Raw genomic sequence first — 18,988 nt, 5'->3', positions numbered from 1 at the left:
CGGTAAGTGCCCATTGCGAACGACTGCTGGTTTGCCATCCACTTGAAGCGTTTCGTATTGTGCCAATAACTCGGCCACTTCAGCTTCAATGGCTTTCGCGAGGAGTGCTTGTGCCCCTTGTTTTAAAACGTCGTTCAGTGGATCTATTTCTGGTGATTTCAGTGGTGATACTTTATGATTTGCCATGTGGTGTTTCTCTTTGTTGACTATTGATTTGCGAGATCAATCAACAGATTAGCACCACATTCTTTTTCTCACCTCATACACCAGAAATCATCATAGCTCCATTAAGTTTCTTTTGTATTGCAATTTTCGGGACTATTATTGGTCCCTTTATTTATGACATGGAAGGATCTTGGCGGTTTTGGTTGCTTTTTAGTGCAACCATAGAAATTATGAAGCAAATTGCTGTTATTCATTTTGCATTACAGCAAATCAAGAGGCTTGATAAGGTATACGTTTCTTTATCCGCTAGTTTGACAGTCATGATTTTCTTTCACTTTATAACCCATATTGATTATGCGATCTTAAAAACTGACTATATCACTCCTTACCATTCAAGTGTAATGAAGTCTTTAAACGTCGTTATTGCATTGATTTTATTGAGTCCTTTAGTCATGCATAAATTTAAAAGAATTAGAGGGGAATAGATTATGGAGTTTCTAACCTTACTGTGGATTTTCTGCTGGGGAGTATTCTCTTTATTGTGCTCCAATTGGATATATCGTGCTAACCGCGATAAGCAGAACTCTGATACCAACGTTTTGAATGATCTTCCTAATGTATCAAAACTTCATGAAAAATATGATTTATCTATAAGCTATCTTTATCGTTCTAAAAAAATAATGACAGATATCCAAGAATATCGTGTTAAAACAGGTCTTTCATATTCACAAAATGAAATTGATGAGTTTATAGAAGAATTTTTGATTGATTTGGAAAATGATTGGGAGCTTCTTCAGCGAGAGCCGTCTAATTTATCGAAAGTGAAGGTTAAAAGCACATCTTCAATAATTGAGAGTGAGTTAGAAAGGTCAAACAGATGACCTTATCTATTATCATTTCTTAGCAAAATTTTTGTTATATTCATCCGAAATTAGATCAGAAAGCATTGGTGATGAGACATCGCCTCTATTGAACGTTAGCCAGCCTAACCTACGAGCCTTTGAAAGAATGCTATCAGTTGCTTTGATATGGACTTCGGGATCAATGTATTCATAGCTATCTGTTGATTGTGTATTTTCTTTTAGGAGTAGTTTTCTTATACCATCTTTAGAAACGAGATGCGCTAGCTCAAGTTCTGGTATCCAGTTTACTTGTATCGTTTTAAATAATTTACACAAAGTCTTAGTCGTAGGCGTGCATGTATCCAGCCTTTCCAACTCTGAAATAGTTTTTTGAGAAACTCTATACTGAGAACCAAGCTCTTCACTTGCCCTTTCAATATCTTTTTGTTCTAGCTTTAGGTGCTTTCTTAGGAAGGATATATTTTCCGATAAAGCATACCTAAGTTCATCAAACGGATCTATTTCTCTTAATTGTATATTTGACATCATGTGCCTCTATATATACTATTTTCGGTATACAAGACCATAAAATACTATATAGGGTTAAAATATGGCTTTTTCACTAGATATTCTAACCAAAGATATCCTTGATCAGCAAGCGAGTAAAAGAAAAATCACATCTCTAGCAAAAACGATGGATGTTAACGTAAATACTTTACGCGACATGAGAAAAGGAAAGTTACTTACTTTAAAAAGAGCACAACAAATAATTGAGTCTGAGTACAAAATTGTCTTAGTGCCTAAAGATAATTAGCTTCAATTTATACATGCCAACCCTCAGAGAAAAAAGTATTTAGAAAGTGAGATTGCATAAGGGAAGCTGATTTATGACCGAAACGAAAAACAACAATAGTCTGCTCTCGCAATTCGGGGAACATCTACTGGATCGTGGCTATCCAATTGTGCCGATCTTGCCTGGGTTTAAGTATCCGATGGGGTTGAAGGGCTGGGAGACGATTGAAGCGACACCGCTTCACCTACGCTCATGGCTCTCTTCGGATTTCGCCAAGGGTGGTGTGGGTATTCAAACCAAGCATTTCCCGGCTGTTGATTTAGATATCCGTGACCCGGATGTGATCAAAACGATAGTGGCTTGGTGTGAAGAACATATCGGCCCAACGCTGCAACGTGTGGGTGATGCGCCAAAGACGCTGTTGGTCTATCGTGCCAAAACGCCATTCCCAAAACTCTCCAGCCGTAAATATGAAGATATGTTCGGGATGGAGCACCAGATTGAAATATTGGGCGATGGTCAGCAGTTTGTAGCATTCGCCATCCATCCAGACACGAATAAGCCGTATGAGTGGGTGTCTGAACAATCGATAGCGGATATCCTCCCAGAAGAATTACCCGAGATCAGCGAAGCACAAGCCAAAGAACTCATTGCTTATTTTGAAGAAAATGTACCTGAGGACTGGCAAGTCGTCAGCCGTGGCCGTCAAAGTAAAGCGCTTCTCGATTTAGATCCCATTGAACGCGTGCTGCATAACGCTAAGCCGAAAGTTCAGGTGTCCAATGAGCGCCTTATTAAAGCCCTCAATCACATTGACCCAAATGACTACGATACATGGTATCGCTGCGGGATGGCGCTATACCATCAATTCGATGGCAGCTTTGAGGGCTTTGAAATATGGGATAACTGGAGTCGTGCAGGAGACACATACAACGCGGATGAGATGGAAGGGAAGTGGCAAACCTACAAGGAGGACCTAACCCGTGTGGAACCCATTACAGCCGCAACTATTCTGCGCGAAGCCCGTATTGAGAAAGAAAAGAATTCGGATGACCAGTTAGAGGACTTCCTCGAGCGCTATATCTATATCGAGGAAGGGGATCGGGTGTGCAACTTAGACAAACCACCACACTGTTGTGTCTCTAAGTTGATGGAATTCAAAAACCGCACCGCGAATATCCGTATTGGCATCCCAGCCCCAACCAAAACTGACCCCGATAAAAAGCAACTCGTGCCCATCCATAAAACATGGTTTGTCCATGAAGAGCGTAAATCAGCGGAAGGGCTGGTTTATCTTCCAGGCGAAGGGCGCATTTATCACGATGAATATGGTCTGGATTGGGTGAACGAGTTTCATGTACCTGAATTCTATGACACGCAGTCAGAATCAAACCTTTCCGTGTTCTTCGAGCATATGAATTATCTGTTTCCGATAGAAGAAGAACGAGAGTGGTTTATCAGCTGGCTGGCGTTCAACATACAGCGACCAGAAGAGCGTTGCAAGGTTGTACCGCTGCATATCTCCCCGGCGCATGGCACTGGCCGGGGTTGGGTCGTCGAATTACTCGGCAAACTCTTGGGTCAATGGAACATTACGAAAACCAAGATGCATATCTTAGCGGGTGAAGGCGGGGCAGGCGCGTATAACGATTACTTTGACCGTTCACTTGTCTGTGCAATTGAAGAGGTGAAGGAAAGTGGCAAGCGCTTTACCGTGTCCGATAAAATCCGCGACCTTATTACCGAGAAGCACCTCGAAGTGAACAAGAAGTACGGCACCAAGAAAACCCAAGCGGTGTTCACCAACTTTTTCTTTATGTCGAATCACACCGACGCCCTGGTTATTCCTGTTCGGGACAGACGGATCAACGTGTTCACGGGGCCAGAATTTCCCAAACCACCCAAATACTATGACCGTCTGTATGAATGGCTGAAATCTGAAGGCGTCGCGCAGCTCTATAACTACCTGATGCGTCGAAACCTTAGTGGGTTTGATTGGAAGCACTCCATGAAAACACAAGGACGGGAGCGGATGATCTTGGAAAACAGGACTGAAACCGAATCACTATTTTGGGATTTCTTGAATGAACCGCCTTATCCAGCGATGACATTCCAACAGATTGCCAACCATTTAAGAAAGATATCCGAAGTCGGGTTTATGGACGCGGATGTAGACGAAAAGCAATTACTGAAATTGCTCCAATCTAATTCAAGGCAAGTCGGACAGGTCAAAGTGAAAAATAAGACGCCGAGACCTTGGGTTTTCGATCCAGAGATCGCCAAGAACAACGAAGAAATACGCGCCAGCATTTTAGAATGTGGAGATTTTGCTTAAAAGGTACCACCGAAGTACCACTGATTTCGGGTAGTGGTACCGAAAAAAGAAAATTAAAAACAGTGTGTTAGAAAAAAGGTACCACGGTACCACTGAAATCCTAACTCATACGCGAACGTAATTACTGTTCTTATTTTTCTACAAGTCTTTAAAGGTAGTGGTACTGGTACCTTTTAATAATAAATATAGATATAGAGTAGTAATACCAAGGGCTGTAGCGATTTTGAAAGATTTGTGACAGTGGTACCGGGTGGTACCTCAGACCAAAAAACATCAGATATCACGATTGAGGGGGAAACATGGACAACAATGACAGCGTGGAGCAAGCCCAGAATGCACCAGAACCGAAAAAAGGAACGAAGCATGACCAAGGTAAGGATGACTACTGGTTATTACCTTACAGGGCATTACAGGAGGTTATCCGCGTTTTGATGTTTGGCGCGAAAAACCACGGTCGAGAAAACTGGAAACAACTCGATGATCCAAAACGACGTTTCTTCAACGCAGCCCAACGCCACTTAACGGATTGGCGCGTGGGTGAGACCTTCGACCGCGAAACCGGACTCCACAATCTTGCCCACGCCACCTGTTGCATGTTGTTCATCCTGTGGTTTGAACTGGTTGGGGAGAAGAAGGGATGAGGTATTTATCCCTGTTCAGTGGCGTTGAAGCCGCTAGCCTGGCATGGGAGCCGTTGGGGTGGCAGCCTGTTGCGTTTTCTGAAATCGAACCTTTCCCATGTGCCGTGCTTGCTGAGCGTTGGCCCAGTGTTCCAAACCTGGGCGATGTCACCCAAATCACAGAATCAACAATCAAGAAACTTGGGCCGGTAGATATCGTTGTATTTGGTTCTCCGTGCCAAGACCTATCCATTTGTGGCAGAAGAGAGGGACTGAATGGGCAGCGAAGTGGTTTATTTAGAAACGCAATCCAGATCATCCGATGGTGCAGAAAACACTGCGGAACGCGATTCGCATTATGGGAAAACGTCCCAGGCGGACTATCCAGCAACAACGGCGCAGACTTTCAAGAAGTTATCCGTCTACTCTCAGGCGCTCGAATTGATTTCGAAAAATGGAGAAACGCCGGCCTTGCAATCGGCAAAGAAGGGCTTGTCGAATGGCGTGTGCTTGATGCTCAATTCTTCGGAGTCCCACAGCAACGCCGAAGAGTCTTCGCTTTTGCACATTTTGGAGATTGGTCCGATCGAGAGCCGGTACTTTTTGAGTCCACTGTGTTGCCAAGGTGTGTTGAGGCGCGTGAAAAAAATGCGAAAGCCAATTCCATTCCGATTGGAGACGATCATGCAGTTGAAAGCACAAACGATAGAGTGATAGGAACGATCACCACAAACAGCGCATATTTTGCTGGTCACGATGTTTGCACCAACCTTTATGTATATGCGCCTGGTGATGATGTCCGCCGATTAACACCACTGGAGTTGGAACGCGCCCAGGGCATGCCAGACCACCACACCCTTATTCAATACAGAGGCAAACCCGCAACAGATGAACCGAGATGTAAAGCCATCGGGAATTCAATTGCAGTGCCTGTGTTGAAGTGGGTTGGGAAACGGATTGAGGTCGCGACATTTATGCAAAGTATCGGCCTGGGAGATGTGGCATGATCACGGGTGATTTCTTACGTTATTGGCGTAAGCGACGCGGTATGACCCAAGAATATGCAGCACGCGCTTATGGGATCAGCGCAAGGACGTTAGGTGCATGGGAAAGAGATCAGCACTCCCCAAAGTTATTCGATGTAGTGTGCTTGATCACCAAGGTATACAAAATCAAGTTTGATGATGCTTTGAATGAATACACCAATGAAAAACTTAAAGACGCTGCGTAGAGAGTTAACGACCTGGGGTCATTTCTGGGCGAGTAAGGAGTATGGGGTGGGGTATTCCCGCCGCTCTTCCTGCTCCAGAGTGGCAGAACAATTACGTCTGGGGCTGAAGTCCAAGTCCGATAAACACCTGTTTTCGCATCATGCGGATATGATATCCGTACCTCACCATATCCAAGAGATTGATTCGAGAGTGGAACAGCTCAGAACCGAGTGTATTCAAGTTTTGCGGGTGCGCTATGTCCTTGGGTTGGATGGCTATTGCGGGGCGCGTCGCGCTGGGATGGAGCGTAGGGTTTTTGAGTTTTGGTTGCAGAAGGCTGAGTTGGGGTTGGTGTGAATTTAATGACATAGTATTGAAAAAAAATTCCTGATGATACAGAATCTTAGACTCTGTAAAATAGGAACATTGAAAAAGTATATGTCTTCAGTAGTAGAATATAAGAATGGAAAACCAACAATAAAAAACGTTGAAACTTTTTGCTCTCTAACAAATTTTGCTTTACCCAGAAGTGACACTTCTTTTAGGGAACTTTTTAAAGAAATAGATAAAAAAGTAAAAGGTGAACACCCGAAAGTGACACAAGGGGCGCTCAACAACTGCCATGGAGATTGGTATGAGTGGCTTATTGCCATTCAAGCATGGAATTACAGAATAAAGTATCAGAAAAGACAGTTGATGCTCTTATTACCAAATATTAGTAGAGCCGACTTGGCGTCTTTATATGTTGAGGGTCTTAACAACCATTTAGTTGATCTTAGGCTAAAGGTTGAAAAATCAAATAATGTTAAGTTAATTACGTCAAATCCAGACTTTGTCATTCTAGACATTGATGAAGATAAGCTACCCTCTTTGGATGAAGAGCCTATTACGCAAGTTACTCCCCAAAACATACGATATTTGGAAGAGTGTTATAAGCATTTTATAGGGAAATGTAATTTTAATAATATAGTCGGTTATTTCTCTGTTAAGACGAGCCTGAGACCTGATAGGAGGCTGCAATTAGCACATGAAGGTTCTCTCCTGAAAGCTCTCTATGTTCACTTACAAACCAGAGACTGGATTATCGAACCTATAGGCTTAAAGTATTATGCAGCTTCTCAAAGTGTCACAAAAGCTGATCGAGAAGGGCTACAAACAGTTGCAACACATTCTATTACAAATGTGCAGAGTATCCCTCAGGCAGCTGTCGATCATGTTTTTTCCATAGATAATATCAATGAAATAGAAAGTGCATTATCAGAAATAATTATTTATTGATAACATATTGTGTTAAGAAGTTGTGTGTTGTACGTGCTAGTCCTGCACTTGCTAGGTATGGGACACCGTTACCGATTGTTTTAAACATATTAGTTAAGGACATATGAGCCGGTAAAGAAAACTCCTTAGGTAGTGATTGTATAGCTAAAGCTTCCGCGGCAGATAGACGCCTGCTTTTATAGGGGTGAAGATGAACTTCATTATTGCCGTATGCCGCTGTTGGTGAAAATCTCCATCGGTGCAACCTTTTGAATGACTTCTTACAATCATCCCCTTCTTCAATTACCTGAAATTTAGACAGGCCAGCTCTTGGTTTAAAGAAGTGAAAAGCATTTGGATGTTTTTCAACAGAGTTTTTTCTAAACCAATACTCAGCTGTTAATTCAGAAAAGCCTTCTATCTGTGATGGCTTTTCAAGCGTGCTATCCTCTCTATATACATCTTTTTTGGGCCAGCATATATCTTCAAAAACTTGTTTCCTAGAGAATTTAATTTCACTTTCCCATTTAAATAGCTCTTCTAGTTCTTCATTTGATTTGCAATCAACTATTTCTGTACGAATCCCAAAGAGTAATATCCGGTCTCTATCTTGAGGGGCACCATACTCGATAGAGTTTGTTAGTCTATCTGTGATCAAAAATCCATTTTCACAAAGCTTTTTCTTCATTTCATCATAGAACTTTCTATGTTTTTGAGTTCTCCATAACCCTTTAACATTTTCAAAAATAAAAAAGTCAGGTTTGTGCTTAATAATTAGATCAATATACACACTTGTTAGCCTGCCATTTTCACCATCTTTTCCTTTGTTCTTACCACCTACGGAAAAGTCAGGGCATGGAGGGCCTCCAATGAAGCCTATTAATTGATCGCCTAGTTTTGCGTCTCCAATTATCTGATTGAACTTACTAGTACTTTCGCCACTTAGTAAATCTTCAATGCTTATGTTTGCATAGCCGTATATAGGCTTATCGATTTTGAACCTTTCTCTACTGTATTCATATGCTTCAAGAAAAGGCTTATGAAATTCATTAACAAATAACACATCGAAGCCATTATGTTCGAATCCCAAATCTAAAAAACCACTACCTGAGAAAAATGAGAAAAGAGATGGCTTACCCATATATGGACCTTTTGTTATGATGCCTACAGTGAGATAAATATTTTACGCACTGAGTGCGTTTAGTCAAGAGCATTAATGATATATGAAATTCTCTAAAAAACTCAACAGCGAAAAAGAAAGATTGGATATAACTCAAAAAGAGCTGTGTGAAATACTCTACGGAGTTCCTCATCGCACTATTCAAAGTTGGTTACAAGGTGAGAAAGAACCTCCTCATTATCTCCAAAGGCTTATTCTATTTAAACTAGAACATGAAAAATGAATCTTATAATTACAACCACCTACTGTGTTTTGGCTTTTTTTGTATAGGTATAACTGATCCACAACTCTCTAAATTCTATGGAAATTATTTTGGGAAAGACATGCTTTCTGATGATTGGTAAGACCATTACCAATTCTATGTTTGTGGGAAGGCAATTGGAGCAAAACTATAAATACCAGAACTGCCTATTTCCTGAAAATTATGTAAATAATCAAAACATATAGTTTGATAACTTTTTTGCAGGCGTTTTACAAATCAAGTGATTGCTGTGCCATGCTACATCTGATCTTAATCATTTCAAAGCAGTTAATAGTAGTACCTAATATCAGCGTGATAAGGATGTTGGAATGTTCAAAATTATCATAATGTTTCTTGTAGCAATAATTTCGCTTGTTTTGGTTGTCTTTTGGAAATGGTCGACTGCAAATATTGACAGAGTTATTGCATTAGCGGCGGTAGAGTTTGGGTTAGGATCTAGGTTAATAAAAATTATTCTAGGTCGTTTAGATAGGCGCGTTGCGGAAGATGTTGTTAATAAAATAGATCCCGAGGGAGGGAACGACCTCCAGTTATTCGGTGATTTAATTATCATTCACCATCTAATTTACACTCCTATACCCGGTGAACTTGGGTATTTAACTGCTCAATTAAGACAGGCAGGGATTGAGCCTGATATTTCATTCACAAATGCTCAAGTATTAACATCCTATTTTGGCATTAGAAACCCTATAGATGTTGCAAAACATATCATTGAAAACTATAAAGAAGTTAAGAAAGACGAAAATTATTTAAGGTCAGTTAATACAGAGCATGAAAAAATATTAACGTCTCAGCATGATTCAGTTCAAACTAACAATGATGCTGATGCTTCCCCCATGCAATTAACGGAGAGTCAATTAGGCATCAAACCTTTGCGTGATGGAGAGATTGATTTTAGTTTATGGACTCCTGTACCTGGAAAGACTGAAATCCGTAGAAGGTTTGTGTTTAAAATCGACGGGAAATTAAATGTTGTTCATTTTATTGTTATTGCAAGTGAGAGTAATTTTGAAGAGGCTTTTGATAAAGTATTTTTGTTTTGGGTTGTATGGGAGCCATTGCTTTTTGATGAAGATTTTGATTGCAACATAAAGGTTTATAACCGAAGTGAAGTACTACTAATTGAAACAACAGCCGAACTAAAAAACACCGACGGCCAGTTTAATACAATCATTTGCGGTGATTCCATGACTGTAAACTCAATTATAAAGTCTCTTAGCCAAGATGATGATCTGATATTTCGGTTTTATCTGGGTAGTCAGATATTTATACAGCTTGTAGCGCCTGGAGAGGGTATGTTTAAGGAAGCAAATGAAGAGGGTGGTATAAAGTGGGGTTTATAGCAGGAAAACATGTTTTTTCTAAAAGCGACAGATTTGGCGCTTTTTTGCCCTAAAAAGTGGTACAGTTTATCTACGCTGAGCGAATACAAGGTTCAAGAATTAAAGAAGGTGCAGCCCTCATGGGCTGCAAGAGAAAGGCATATTAACGCCAGGATCTAGGAGCATCTTCCGGGAGGCCTTCCCATGATTCAATCTGATCCATTTCTTTTGAATTTAGCTTTTTAAACTCATCACTATCAGCTTCAATGGAGTTATACCAAGCAAAATCTTCATCAAATTTGAAGTCAATGGAGAAATCACCATCTTCATTCATCCAAAAGCGTGCCTTATTCCAAGGAATATCATTTTCATCCTTTCTCATAAATTTCAATAGTAGATAAAATGCTTCATGGATATCTCTATCATCTCTCAGCAAACCATCTATTTTATTTACGTTAAAGTAATGAGTTTCTTGGTTAAGCTTGAACCCACTTCTTGACTGGATCCTGTTACCAGAACTAAAAATTGATACGCTTGTCCATGCCTCATGCCACTCTTCAGGAAGAGCTTCATAAATACCATGGCCAATGTATTCGTATAAATCATCAATCGTTTGTATGTTATTTAAATCCATTATAATGGCCTAATTTTTAAAGCTTTCAGATATTGGTGGTCCACCATTAATTGAGTACTCTGTTTGCAGCATAGAAGGTGTACGGCTACTCCCTTCGTATTTCGCAATGATCTCAACCTCAACTTCATCACCTTCTTTGAGTGCTTGACTCCATTTCTTCTCCATCTTCCGCCAATCGCCATTACGATTTTGCTTGGAGAGCTGAGGGACAAGGTTAACTTTCTCCGCTGGCCCTTGGAATAGCGTCGCGATCAAGTGCCCCCCATCGTAGTCGGGATCATCACCGCCATATTTACTCTGTGTACTCTGATTACGGTGCATCTTATCACGTTCTTTTTGATCCGTAATCGCTGAACGTTTTAATTTACCCGTAACACGGACGGTTCGACCTTGGTCGTCGGTTTCATATTTATATGTGGCGGGTTGACCATCATGTGTTGATGTGACTTCATAGATGGTATTTGGTTTCGGATCTTCAAGTTCCTTATTCCAACTTCCACGCGCGTTTTTAACCTCAGAAGCTTTACCCGCATCAAGTTGAACAACAGCCTTTTCTTGCTTCTGCGTTGTTTTCTTTTTACCAAAACCAAGTTTGCCTTTCTTCTCAACCTTCTGCGCCTCAGGTCGTTCTGGTTGAGCGGGTTCCGCTGGCGCTGGGATATTGCCGCTGTGCCTCACTCTCGCCGCTTGTTCATCGGTGATTGTGCGTTGAGGCGGGGGTGGTAGGTCTGCGCCACTGGTGCGGCCTGGGATCTTCTCTGGCTTCGCACTTCGAGTCTTATCGCTCTTTTGGAGTTGCTTGAGCGCTCTGCGCTCTTTCGCGACCTCCAGTGGATCGACAAGTTTGATCAGCACGCAGCGCCGATAATACAAAGCATCTACGATGGTTTGATATCTCTGTTTCTCACTGTTGGCACCCGTCACACTGCTGGTGACATAGCGATATACGTGATTCAGTAGGCTGGGTGGGTTCAGCCAAGGATGCAGTTTATCAATAAACCGTTCCGCGTAGTAACCTGTCACCAGTGTCATTTCTACCATGGGTAAAGGCAGTGCCGGGTCGTCTGGAATGTGTTCGACTTTACAAAACAGATGCGGGACCCCGAAATTGCAATACATCACATAGCCGTGACAGAGTGGTCCTGAAAGACCAACATAGGGGTATTCTTTAAATTCAAAATCCATATCAAAACTTCTTTTAATTCTTGTTTCATGGAGGGCTGTACGATACGGACCTAGGAATGTACCGATGTATGTAAATGAATGCAAGTCAGTTTGTGAATAATGTATTGAAACTCAGTGATTTGGATTAAAAACATACAGATTTTGGGATGTGGGGTTTCGGGTGATGTGCCAACCTTTTTTCAAAATCGGAAGATATCTTCCTTTTTTTTGCCCTAAAAAGTGGTACAGTTTATCTACGCTGAGCGAGAGTCTGGTTAAACGCAATGTTCTAGATTTTGAGTTGTTCAAAACGCTTGCTCCATGCGCCGAATTCTAAAAAGGTACCACCGAGGTACCACCAAAAGGTAACAGTGGTACCTTTAAAAAATGCAATAAAATCAGAGCTTTTCTCCAAAAGGTACCACGGTACCACCGAAATCAAACCCTATACGCGAGCGTAGATCTATCTATTTAAATTTATATAAGTCTTTATATAGGTGGTACCTGGTACCTTTATATATAAATATAGATATAGGCCAGTAGTACCAAGGGCTGGAGAGATTTCAAAAAATCAAAGTGGTGGTACCTCGGTGGTACCTTCACCGAAAAGTGTCTTTCGAGGCCACCCAATCCGGGTGGTTTTTTCATTTCTGGAACATCAAACATGCTTATCGAACAACTCAAGAAACACGAAGGGTTTCGCCCTGACGTGTACACATGCACGGCTGACAAACCAACTATCGGGTACGGGCGGAATCTTGAAGCCAATCCATTCACACCAGAAGAGGCGGAGGTGTGGTTAGTTGAAGCCGTGTCGCAAGTCGAAGAAGAATTGAAACGGCACTTCAACGTGACCCGCTTGAGCAACCCCCGTGCCGCAGTGCTGATCAACATGGCGTATAACCTGGGTGTTCCACGTCTCATGGGGTTCGCAAAGATGTTTGAAGCGTTGGATCAATCCGACTTCGATACCGCAGCAAAGGAGATGTTAGACAGTCGATGGGCAAAACAGGTAGGCATACGTGCAACAGAACTATCCGAACAGATGAGAACTGGAGAATGGCAGAACCAATGAACACAACGACAACATCTGTCGCATATACCACAAACGCCGCAGTTGTTGTCATTGGTGGTCTGAACTTGAACGAATGGGCCATCGTGTTTGGCATTTTGTTTGGGGCTATCACCTGTGGGGTGAATTGGTTCTATCAACATAAGCGCTTTAAGTTGGAACGAGAGCGGGGGGAGCGTGATGAAGGTTGAGGGGCGATTTTGGGAGAACGTCAGTTCTGCAATCGCAGTTTATGCATTTTTTTATGGTATGGGTCATGTCATTTCGAGCATTGCACCAAATGGCTTTTTCATTCCTGAAAACTACCAACCCATTTCGGTGGAGGAATTAAAAGATGAACGCAATTCTAAAAATTATCATCAGCAAGCTATTCACAGAGAAGTTCTTAGTCAGAGTCAGCCTGTTGATCCTGAAGCATCTGGCGAAGAAAACAACGAACCAGTTGGATGACCAGATGGTTGGGGAGTTGGAGAAGGCGTTAGGCAACTAAAATAGGCGGTTCTATCGAATTGAACCAAGCAATCATTATAGTGTGGGTACGTTACAACCCTTGTTGTCCAAGGGCTTCAAGGGGACCCTGGCAGTTTTCGAAACACCGAGCGGGTTATGATACGCGCGGTAAAGAAACATTTTTTGAATTTCAACGCATCGGCAGCACCCTATACCGCGAGGGTGCATGCCTAAAGGGTTTGACCCCCTTTGGGGTGCCGAAAATTTTCAACTTCATTTCACAGTCCTTTTCTCCTCAACCCTGATTATTCAACGGCTCGGGCATATTCAGGTGCCGAGTCGCTCGTATAGGCACCTTGTTATGCCCCAAGACACACAGACAGATGACAACTTTCTTTGGAACCTGACCCAGATTGGTCGGGCGTTTGAGCTGAACCGCGATACCGTCCGAAAGCGATTGGTACAAGCGGGCCTCAAATCCGCCAAGACCGAAAAAGGGATCCCTTTATACAGTTTGGCGCAGGCCGCGGAGGCCGTCTTTGCCGGGCAGCAACATCAGGTGGAATACAACCCGAATGAGCTCAGCCCCAAAGACCGCAAAGAGTTTTTCCAATCGGAGAATGAGCGCCTGAAGTTCGAGAAGGACGAGCGCCAACTCGTGCCCATCCATGAGATGGCATTGGAATTCTCCAGAGCACTGAAACTGTTTATTCAGGCGTTGGAGAGCTTGCCGGATATCTTGGAAGAGCGCTGCGATCTCAATGTGGAAGGCCAAGAAACGGTGATCCAGATCACCAATGAAGTGCGCGAAGACTTATACAAGGTGCTTGTGGCACCGACAGAAGAAGACACAGAAGAGAGGTTATGCCAACCGCCAACGCCAAAGACATCATCGTAGATTTGGCTGAGATCTTACAGCCTTCTGACCAAACGGCGGTGTCCCAAGGCGTGATGGACACCGTGTACACCAAAGACCCCGCTGAGAACTGGATCCCCTGGCAATTAGAAACGGCGCCTTACATGGTCGAGCCGCTGGACTTAGTGACCTCCCGTCGCCACCGGGGATTGATTTTTGTGGGGCCAGCCCGCTCGGGCAAATCCAATGCCCTGATCCAAGGGGTGGTGGGCTACACCGCCAAATGTAATCCCAGAGACACCTTGATTGTGCACACGACCAAGGATAAGGCGGCGGAGCTGTCTAGGAAAGACATTGAACCGATGTTTCGCCATTCGCCTGCACTGGCGCCGATGCTCAGTACACGGGCAAACGATAACAATACCTTACGGATCATTTTGAAAAATGGCGCGTGGATCCGCTTTGGGTATCCCACGAAAGCTATCTTTGCGTCATCCAGTTGGCCTCAGGTCTTGATCACCGATTATGACCGAGAAGCCAAAATGTTGAATGTTGGTGGGGAAGGTGATGGTTTTGCGCTGGCTTGCAAACGGACGCAAACCTTTCGTTCACGGGGGATCACCGTTGCGGAGTCTTCTCCAGGTTATGAGGTGCTCGATCCGGATTGGGAGCCCGATCATGGTTTTTACCATGAAGCGCCACCGACTTTGGGTGTGATGGGACTGTATAACTTAGGTGATCGACGGGTGTTGTACTGGCCTTGTCCACACTGTAAGGAATACTTTCCAGCGCGGTTTGAATATTTAAGGTGGGACACCACCATCGAGAATCCCAAGGCAGCCAGTGAAAGCGTTACCATGCAGTGTCCGTGTTGTGAGCGAGATGATATCTATCCCAGTGATAAGTTCGCCATGACCCAAGCGGCGCGTTGGGTACCGCAAGGCTGCACGATTGACCCCGATGGCACGTTGCACGGGGCGTCGATCAACACAGACTATGCGTCCTTTTGGATGGAAGGTCCTGCGGCGAGTTTTCAAAGTTGGCAACAGCTGGTGTATCAATACCTCATCGCCAAAGCCGACTTTGAGGCGACAGGCAGTGAAGAGAAGTTCAAAACTACCATCAATGTGGACCAGGGCAGGCCGTATCAATCCATCAACCGACAACGCAAAGATCTTGCTGGTGAATTACAGGCGCGTGTCTGTGAGCAAGCGCAGAAGACGGTGCCGCAGTGGGTGCGGTTTCTCACGGCTGCGGTGGATGTGCAAGGGGGAAGTCGAGCGCGATTCTCTATTCTCGTGATGGGCTGGGGACCAGAGCTTGAGCATACCGTCATCGATCGATTTGAGATTGAAGCCTCCAAACGCCCTGGTGAACAAGGCAAGTTTAAACGGATAAACCCCGGCTCTTATCTAGAGGATTGGGACTTGTTGCATGAGCGGGTTTTACTCAAACGTTATCGGATTGAGGAGACGGATGCGCGAATGCAGGTCTTACTCACGGCCTGTGACACAGGTGGGGAGAACGAGACCGCAGCGAACGCCTATGACTATTACCGCAAGCTCAAACAACATGGCTTGTCCCATAAGTTGATGCTTATAAAAGGCCGGGCGAACCAGAATGATTATGTCGCGGTGACCTATCCCGACAACACCAAACGCAAAGACCGCACCCAGAAGGCTCGCGGGGATGTGCCCTTGTTCTTATTGGCCTCGAATGCCTTAAAAGATGTGGTGGCGAATTCGCTTGAGCGAGACGAGCCCGGTCCCAAGTATTGTCATTTCCCGAACTGGCTGCCGGAGGCGTTCTTTGAAGAGCTGACCGCAGAAGAGCGCGACGTCAAAGGCCGTTGGAATAAGGTCAAAGCCAAAGCGCCCAACGAAGCACTGGATCAGTTTTATTACTGCTGGGGCATGATCTATAAAATTCAGGCCCACAATATCCGCTGGGACAATCCACCGCCTTGGGCTGCTTCTTGGGAAACCAATCCCAGAGTGGTGCGAGATGGACAAACCAGCGCGACGATGGTCCCCAAACGACGGAGGTATGTATTTTCATGAGTGAACAGACCCCATTACAAGAAGCGCTCTCTTCTCCAGAGAAGACGCTCCAGAAGGGCGATCGCAAAGTCGAATTCCGCAGCACGGACGAATTACTCAAGATGGAACAACATCTGAATCGGCAAAAGCGCACCAAGAAACCCCTGTATTCAAACGTCCATTACCAAGTAGACCGTGGCCTGTGAGTATTGTCCAAGATAAAAATGGGGTTCGTTATCGGGCTAAGTCGGTGAAGAATTTGGCCTATGAAGGGGCCAGCCGCGGAAAAAGGACCAAGGTGCTCCATGCGCCGCGCACTGGGCCGAACCGTGCGCAAGTGCCAGAGACAGGCACGCTTCGCGACCGCATGTTGGCAGGCCATCGCAACTTACCGATGATTTATGCGGGGATCGAGCGCAATGTGGTCAATGAAGTCGGCTCAGGCGTGACCATTCGTGCAAAAACCGACGATGAGTCATTTAACCAAACGGCCACTGGATTATGGCAAGCGCAAATCGCCTGTACTGACCCAGCCAATGTGCTGAATTGGCATGGGCAATTGGTGCAAGCGGTGAGAGCCAGACGCACCCAGGGTGAAGTGTTTCTCTTGCGCCAGAACCGCCGCAGAGATTCTAACTTACCCGTGCCTGTGCAATTTCAGGTATTGGAGTCTTGTTATTGTCCGGTGGACTTTCGCGAGGATTTAAAAAACGGTCGTCGTATTCGCGAAGGGATTGAGTTTGATCAACAGGGCAGGCGCCTTGCGTATTACTTTTACCGCGAGCATCCCCACGATGGTGAAACCGACTATCGCCTTGGCGATTACTTAAGGGTGAAAGCCGAGGATGTTATTCATCATTATTGTCCCACACGGCCCGGACAGCGCCGCGGGGCACCGGATGGCACGGCGGGGCTTATCAAGGCGATGACGTTTAATGCTTACGATGATGCGGAGTTGATCCGCAAAGAAAAACGCGCCCCATTCACCGGATTTATGAAGCGGGCTGCGCCTATGTATGACGAGGTGGCGGGGCTGCCCAGAGAGCCACTGACGGGTAATACGGTGGATGAAGAGCCGATTCATATTCAAAGTGGGATGCTTTTACATGGGGAGCCGGGTGATGAACTGACTTTGTTTGATGCCGATGACAATGGCCGAGGCTACTACGACTTTATGAAGTGGCAGTGTTTGAGCTTGGCGCAGTCCTTTGGCATGCCCTATGAGATATTGACCGGGGATTGGAAGGATGTAAATGATCGATTGGTGCGGGTCATTATGCAGCAGTACTACCGCCAAATCTCGATGGTGCAAGACCATGTGTTGGTGTTCCAAATCGCCCGACGGTGCTGGCGCTGGTTTATTGAAAGCGCGGTGTATTCAGGGCGTCTCACTGCCTTGAACTACGCCCACGATCTGCAAGGCTATCTCAAAGCGGATATGCGCCCGCAGAAGTGGCCGTATATTAATCCGACGCAGGATATTCAAGCCAAGAAAGATGCCGCTGAAGCGGATTTATCCTCGATTGACCATGAGGTCAGTGAATCCGGTGGCGATCCAGATAAGTTCGTCCGGGAGAATATGGCACGCATTAAGCGCAAGAGCGAGATCGCCAAGGAGATTGGCCTGACTGACGAAGCGCTCAAACAGGTCGCCAAGATACAGCTTTTACAATCCAACGATTACGATATTTCTCATTCAACGCAGGAAGAATAACCATGCCCAATTGGTTTAAAGTGAATAGCCTTGCTGATGGTGAGGGTGGACGCACGGCAGATGTGTCCATCTACGACCAGATCGGCAAAGATTGGTGGACAGGCGACGGGACAACGGCCCGTGAATTCACCGATGTGATTGAGTCCCTAGGAGACATCAACCAGCTGAATTTATTTATCAACTCCCCAGGTGGCGATGTGCAAGACGGCATATCCATCTACAACTACTTGAAGCGTCATCAAGCCAAAGTGATGGTACATGTGGATGGGATGGCGGCGTCGATTGCCTCCATTATTGCGATGGCGGGGGATGAAGTGATCATGCCCGAGAATACCCAAATGATGATCCACAACCCACTGTCTTGGGCAATGGGAGAAGCCAAGGACTTTCGGCAAGTGGCGAACTTATTGGATAAAGTGAAGGACAATCTTATTACCACCTATGCCGGGTTCACGGGCAAGGGCCGGGATGAGATCTCAGACTTAATGGACGCAGAAACCTATATGAATGCCACAGAAGCGGTGGCCATGGGCTTTGCGACTCAGGCGACACAGACGAGCACGCCCGTGGTGAACTGCTTTGATATGAAAGATATCAAGAGCAAGGTGCAGGCCAAGTTCGATCAGATGAAGAACCGTTCAGACAAAATGGATCAGACAAAGCCTGCGCAGAATAAGCCCCCACAAGATACATCGGCCAGCCCCATCGATATTCTGAATTTATGTGCGGAAAAGGGTTTAGACTTTCTTGCCAAAGGCTTTATCGAACGCAATGCCAGCTTAGCGCAAGTCAAAAACGAACTAAAACAAGCGGCGGATATTCAAGATATCTGCGCCGCAGCCAATCTCAAAGGCGATAGTCAGACGTTGATTGCCAACATGAACGACCCCGCTGAAATGCTGCGCACAGCAGTCACCAATTTAAAGGCCGAACACAGCGCCAATATTGATGGTGGGGAGCCAGCTCAAACATCTTCCGAGAAGGCCAAAGCCACCTGGAGCAACGCGTTTATCCGCACGCAGCGCTAAAACCTAAACACCAACTTTCTTATCTTTCCTTCTTCTTTTAACAC

21 protein-coding genes and 1 pseudogene are annotated in these 18,988 nt (G+C 44.8%); 17 read left to right on the top strand and 5 right to left on the bottom strand.

Going from position 1 to position 18,988, the window contains the following annotated elements; genetic code table 11:
* Nucleotides 1-186: pseudogene (locus C505_RS0109165) on the bottom strand (IS256 family transposase); the annotation flags it as partial.
* A 467-nt stretch (nt 187-653) separates the two neighbouring features.
* Between C505_RS0109165 and C505_RS0109155 the strand changes: the two are divergent.
* A complete protein-coding gene (locus C505_RS0109155; RefSeq protein ID WP_018692308.1) occupies nt 654-1,046 on the top strand; it encodes a hypothetical protein in 393 nt (130 codons plus the stop codon).
* A 12-nt stretch (nt 1,047-1,058) separates the two neighbouring features.
* On the opposite strand, the gene C505_RS0109150 is transcribed toward C505_RS0109155, so the two are convergent.
* A complete protein-coding gene (locus C505_RS0109150) occupies nt 1,059-1,553 on the bottom strand; it encodes a hypothetical protein (RefSeq protein WP_018692307.1) in 495 nt (164 codons plus the stop codon).
* 64 nt (nt 1,554-1,617) lie between these two features.
* Between C505_RS0109150 and C505_RS0109145 the strand changes: the two genes are divergently transcribed.
* The 7 genes from C505_RS0109145 to C505_RS0109115 all read left to right on the top strand — a co-directional run bounded on the left by C505_RS0109145 (nt 1,618) and on the right by C505_RS0109115 (nt 7,244).
* Nucleotides 1,618-1,821 carry a hypothetical protein gene (locus C505_RS0109145; RefSeq protein WP_018692306.1) on the top strand — a complete coding sequence of 68 codons (204 nt, stop codon included), beginning with the start codon at nt 1,618-1,620 and terminating at the stop codon, nt 1,819-1,821.
* A gap of 73 nt (nt 1,822-1,894) precedes the next feature.
* A complete protein-coding gene (locus C505_RS0109140; protein ID WP_018692305.1) occupies nt 1,895-4,135 on the top strand; it encodes a PriCT-2 domain-containing protein in 2,241 nt (746 codons plus the stop codon).
* A gap of 299 nt (nt 4,136-4,434) precedes the next feature.
* A complete protein-coding gene (locus C505_RS0109135) occupies nt 4,435-4,776 on the top strand; it encodes a dATP/dGTP diphosphohydrolase domain-containing protein (protein WP_018692304.1) in 342 nt (113 codons plus the stop codon).
* Nucleotides 4,773-5,762 carry a DNA cytosine methyltransferase gene (locus tag C505_RS24650; protein ID WP_018692303.1) on the top strand — a complete coding sequence of 330 codons (990 nt, stop codon included), beginning with the start codon at nt 4,773-4,775 and terminating at the stop codon, nt 5,760-5,762. Before C505_RS0109135 ends, C505_RS24650 begins: the two co-directional genes overlap by 4 nt.
* Nucleotides 5,759-5,986 carry a helix-turn-helix domain-containing protein gene (locus C505_RS21920; protein ID WP_018692302.1) on the top strand — a complete coding sequence of 76 codons (228 nt, stop codon included), beginning with the start codon at nt 5,759-5,761 and terminating at the stop codon, nt 5,984-5,986. Before C505_RS24650 ends, C505_RS21920 begins: the two co-directional genes overlap by 4 nt.
* A 46-nt stretch (nt 5,987-6,032) precedes the next feature.
* Nucleotides 6,033-6,323: a hypothetical protein gene (locus tag C505_RS0109120; protein ID WP_245556343.1), complete on the top strand. Its 291-nt coding sequence runs from the start codon at nt 6,033-6,035 to the stop codon at nt 6,321-6,323.
* An 81-nt stretch (nt 6,324-6,404) separates the two neighbouring features.
* Entirely contained in the window at nt 6,405-7,244 is an 840-nt protein-coding gene (locus C505_RS0109115) for a Cfr10I/Bse634I family restriction endonuclease (RefSeq protein WP_040439671.1), read from the top strand.
* On the opposite strand, the gene C505_RS0109110 is transcribed toward C505_RS0109115, so the two are convergent.
* On the bottom strand, nt 7,234-8,364 hold the full coding sequence (locus C505_RS0109110) for a DNA cytosine methyltransferase (protein ID WP_018692299.1): 1,131 nt from the start codon (nt 8,362-8,364) through the stop codon (nt 7,234-7,236). The genes C505_RS0109115 and C505_RS0109110 overlap by 11 nt on opposite strands.
* 609 nt (nt 8,365-8,973) lie before the next feature.
* On the opposite strand from C505_RS0109110, the gene C505_RS0109100 reads away from it, so the two are divergent.
* Nucleotides 8,974-10,008, top strand: a complete 1,035-nt coding sequence (locus tag C505_RS0109100) for a hypothetical protein (RefSeq protein WP_018692297.1) — start codon at nt 8,974-8,976, stop codon at nt 10,006-10,008.
* A 142-nt stretch (nt 10,009-10,150) separates the two neighbouring features.
* Here C505_RS0109100 and C505_RS0109095 read toward each other — a convergent pair whose 3' ends face one another.
* Together C505_RS0109095 and C505_RS0109090 are read right to left on the bottom strand one after the other, a co-directional pair.
* Complete coding sequence (locus C505_RS0109095) at nt 10,151-10,621, bottom strand: immunity protein YezG family protein (RefSeq protein ID WP_018692296.1); 471 nt, start codon at nt 10,619-10,621, stop codon at nt 10,151-10,153.
* A gap of 9 nt (nt 10,622-10,630) precedes the next feature.
* Nucleotides 10,631-11,806: a DNA/RNA non-specific endonuclease gene (locus tag C505_RS0109090; RefSeq protein WP_018692295.1), complete on the bottom strand. Its 1,176-nt coding sequence runs from the start codon at nt 11,804-11,806 to the stop codon at nt 10,631-10,633.
* A 643-nt stretch (nt 11,807-12,449) separates the two neighbouring features.
* On the opposite strand from C505_RS0109090, the gene C505_RS0109085 reads away from it, so the two are divergent.
* The 8 genes from C505_RS0109085 to C505_RS23600 all read left to right on the top strand — a co-directional run bounded on the left by C505_RS0109085 (nt 12,450) and on the right by C505_RS23600 (nt 18,944).
* Nucleotides 12,450-12,860: a glycoside hydrolase family protein gene (locus tag C505_RS0109085; protein ID WP_018692294.1), complete on the top strand. Its 411-nt coding sequence runs from the start codon at nt 12,450-12,452 to the stop codon at nt 12,858-12,860.
* Nucleotides 12,845-13,048: an HP1 family phage holin gene (locus C505_RS0109080; protein WP_018692293.1), complete on the top strand. Its 204-nt coding sequence runs from the start codon at nt 12,845-12,847 to the stop codon at nt 13,046-13,048. Before C505_RS0109085 ends, C505_RS0109080 begins: the two co-directional genes overlap by 16 nt.
* Nucleotides 13,035-13,307, top strand: coding sequence for a hypothetical protein (locus C505_RS24645; protein ID WP_157368934.1), 273 nt, complete (start codon nt 13,035-13,037; stop codon nt 13,305-13,307). Before C505_RS0109080 ends, C505_RS24645 begins: the two co-directional genes overlap by 14 nt.
* A gap of 361 nt (nt 13,308-13,668) precedes the next feature.
* Nucleotides 13,669-14,205: a DUF1441 family protein gene (locus C505_RS21915; RefSeq protein ID WP_018692291.1), complete on the top strand. Its 537-nt coding sequence runs from the start codon at nt 13,669-13,671 to the stop codon at nt 14,203-14,205.
* Entirely contained in the window at nt 14,172-16,223 is a 2,052-nt protein-coding gene (locus C505_RS21910; RefSeq protein ID WP_018692290.1) for a terminase gpA endonuclease subunit, read from the top strand. Before C505_RS21915 ends, C505_RS21910 begins: the two co-directional genes overlap by 34 nt.
* On the top strand, nt 16,220-16,408 hold the full coding sequence (locus C505_RS0109060; protein ID WP_018692289.1) for a hypothetical protein: 189 nt from the start codon (nt 16,220-16,222) through the stop codon (nt 16,406-16,408). Before C505_RS21910 ends, C505_RS0109060 begins: the two co-directional genes overlap by 4 nt.
* The gene (locus tag C505_RS0109055) at nt 16,405-17,916 is read left to right on the top strand and encodes a phage portal protein (protein WP_018692288.1); all 1,512 of its coding nucleotides are present in this window, start codon (nt 16,405-16,407) and stop codon (nt 17,914-17,916) included. Before C505_RS0109060 ends, C505_RS0109055 begins: the two co-directional genes overlap by 4 nt.
* Nucleotides 17,917-17,918: 2 nt before the next feature.
* Complete coding sequence (locus C505_RS23600; protein WP_018692287.1) at nt 17,919-18,944, top strand: head maturation protease, ClpP-related; 1,026 nt, start codon at nt 17,919-17,921, stop codon at nt 18,942-18,944.
* Nucleotides 18,945-18,988 lie beyond the last annotated feature (44 nt).

The sequence above is a fragment of the Algicola sagamiensis DSM 14643 genome, assembly GCF_000374485.1.
Lineage (GTDB): Bacteria > Pseudomonadota > Gammaproteobacteria > Enterobacterales > Alteromonadaceae > Algicola > Algicola sagamiensis.
The sequence above is the reverse complement of the archived record's forward strand: the minus strand, read 5'-3'. Positions and strand labels throughout refer to the sequence as shown.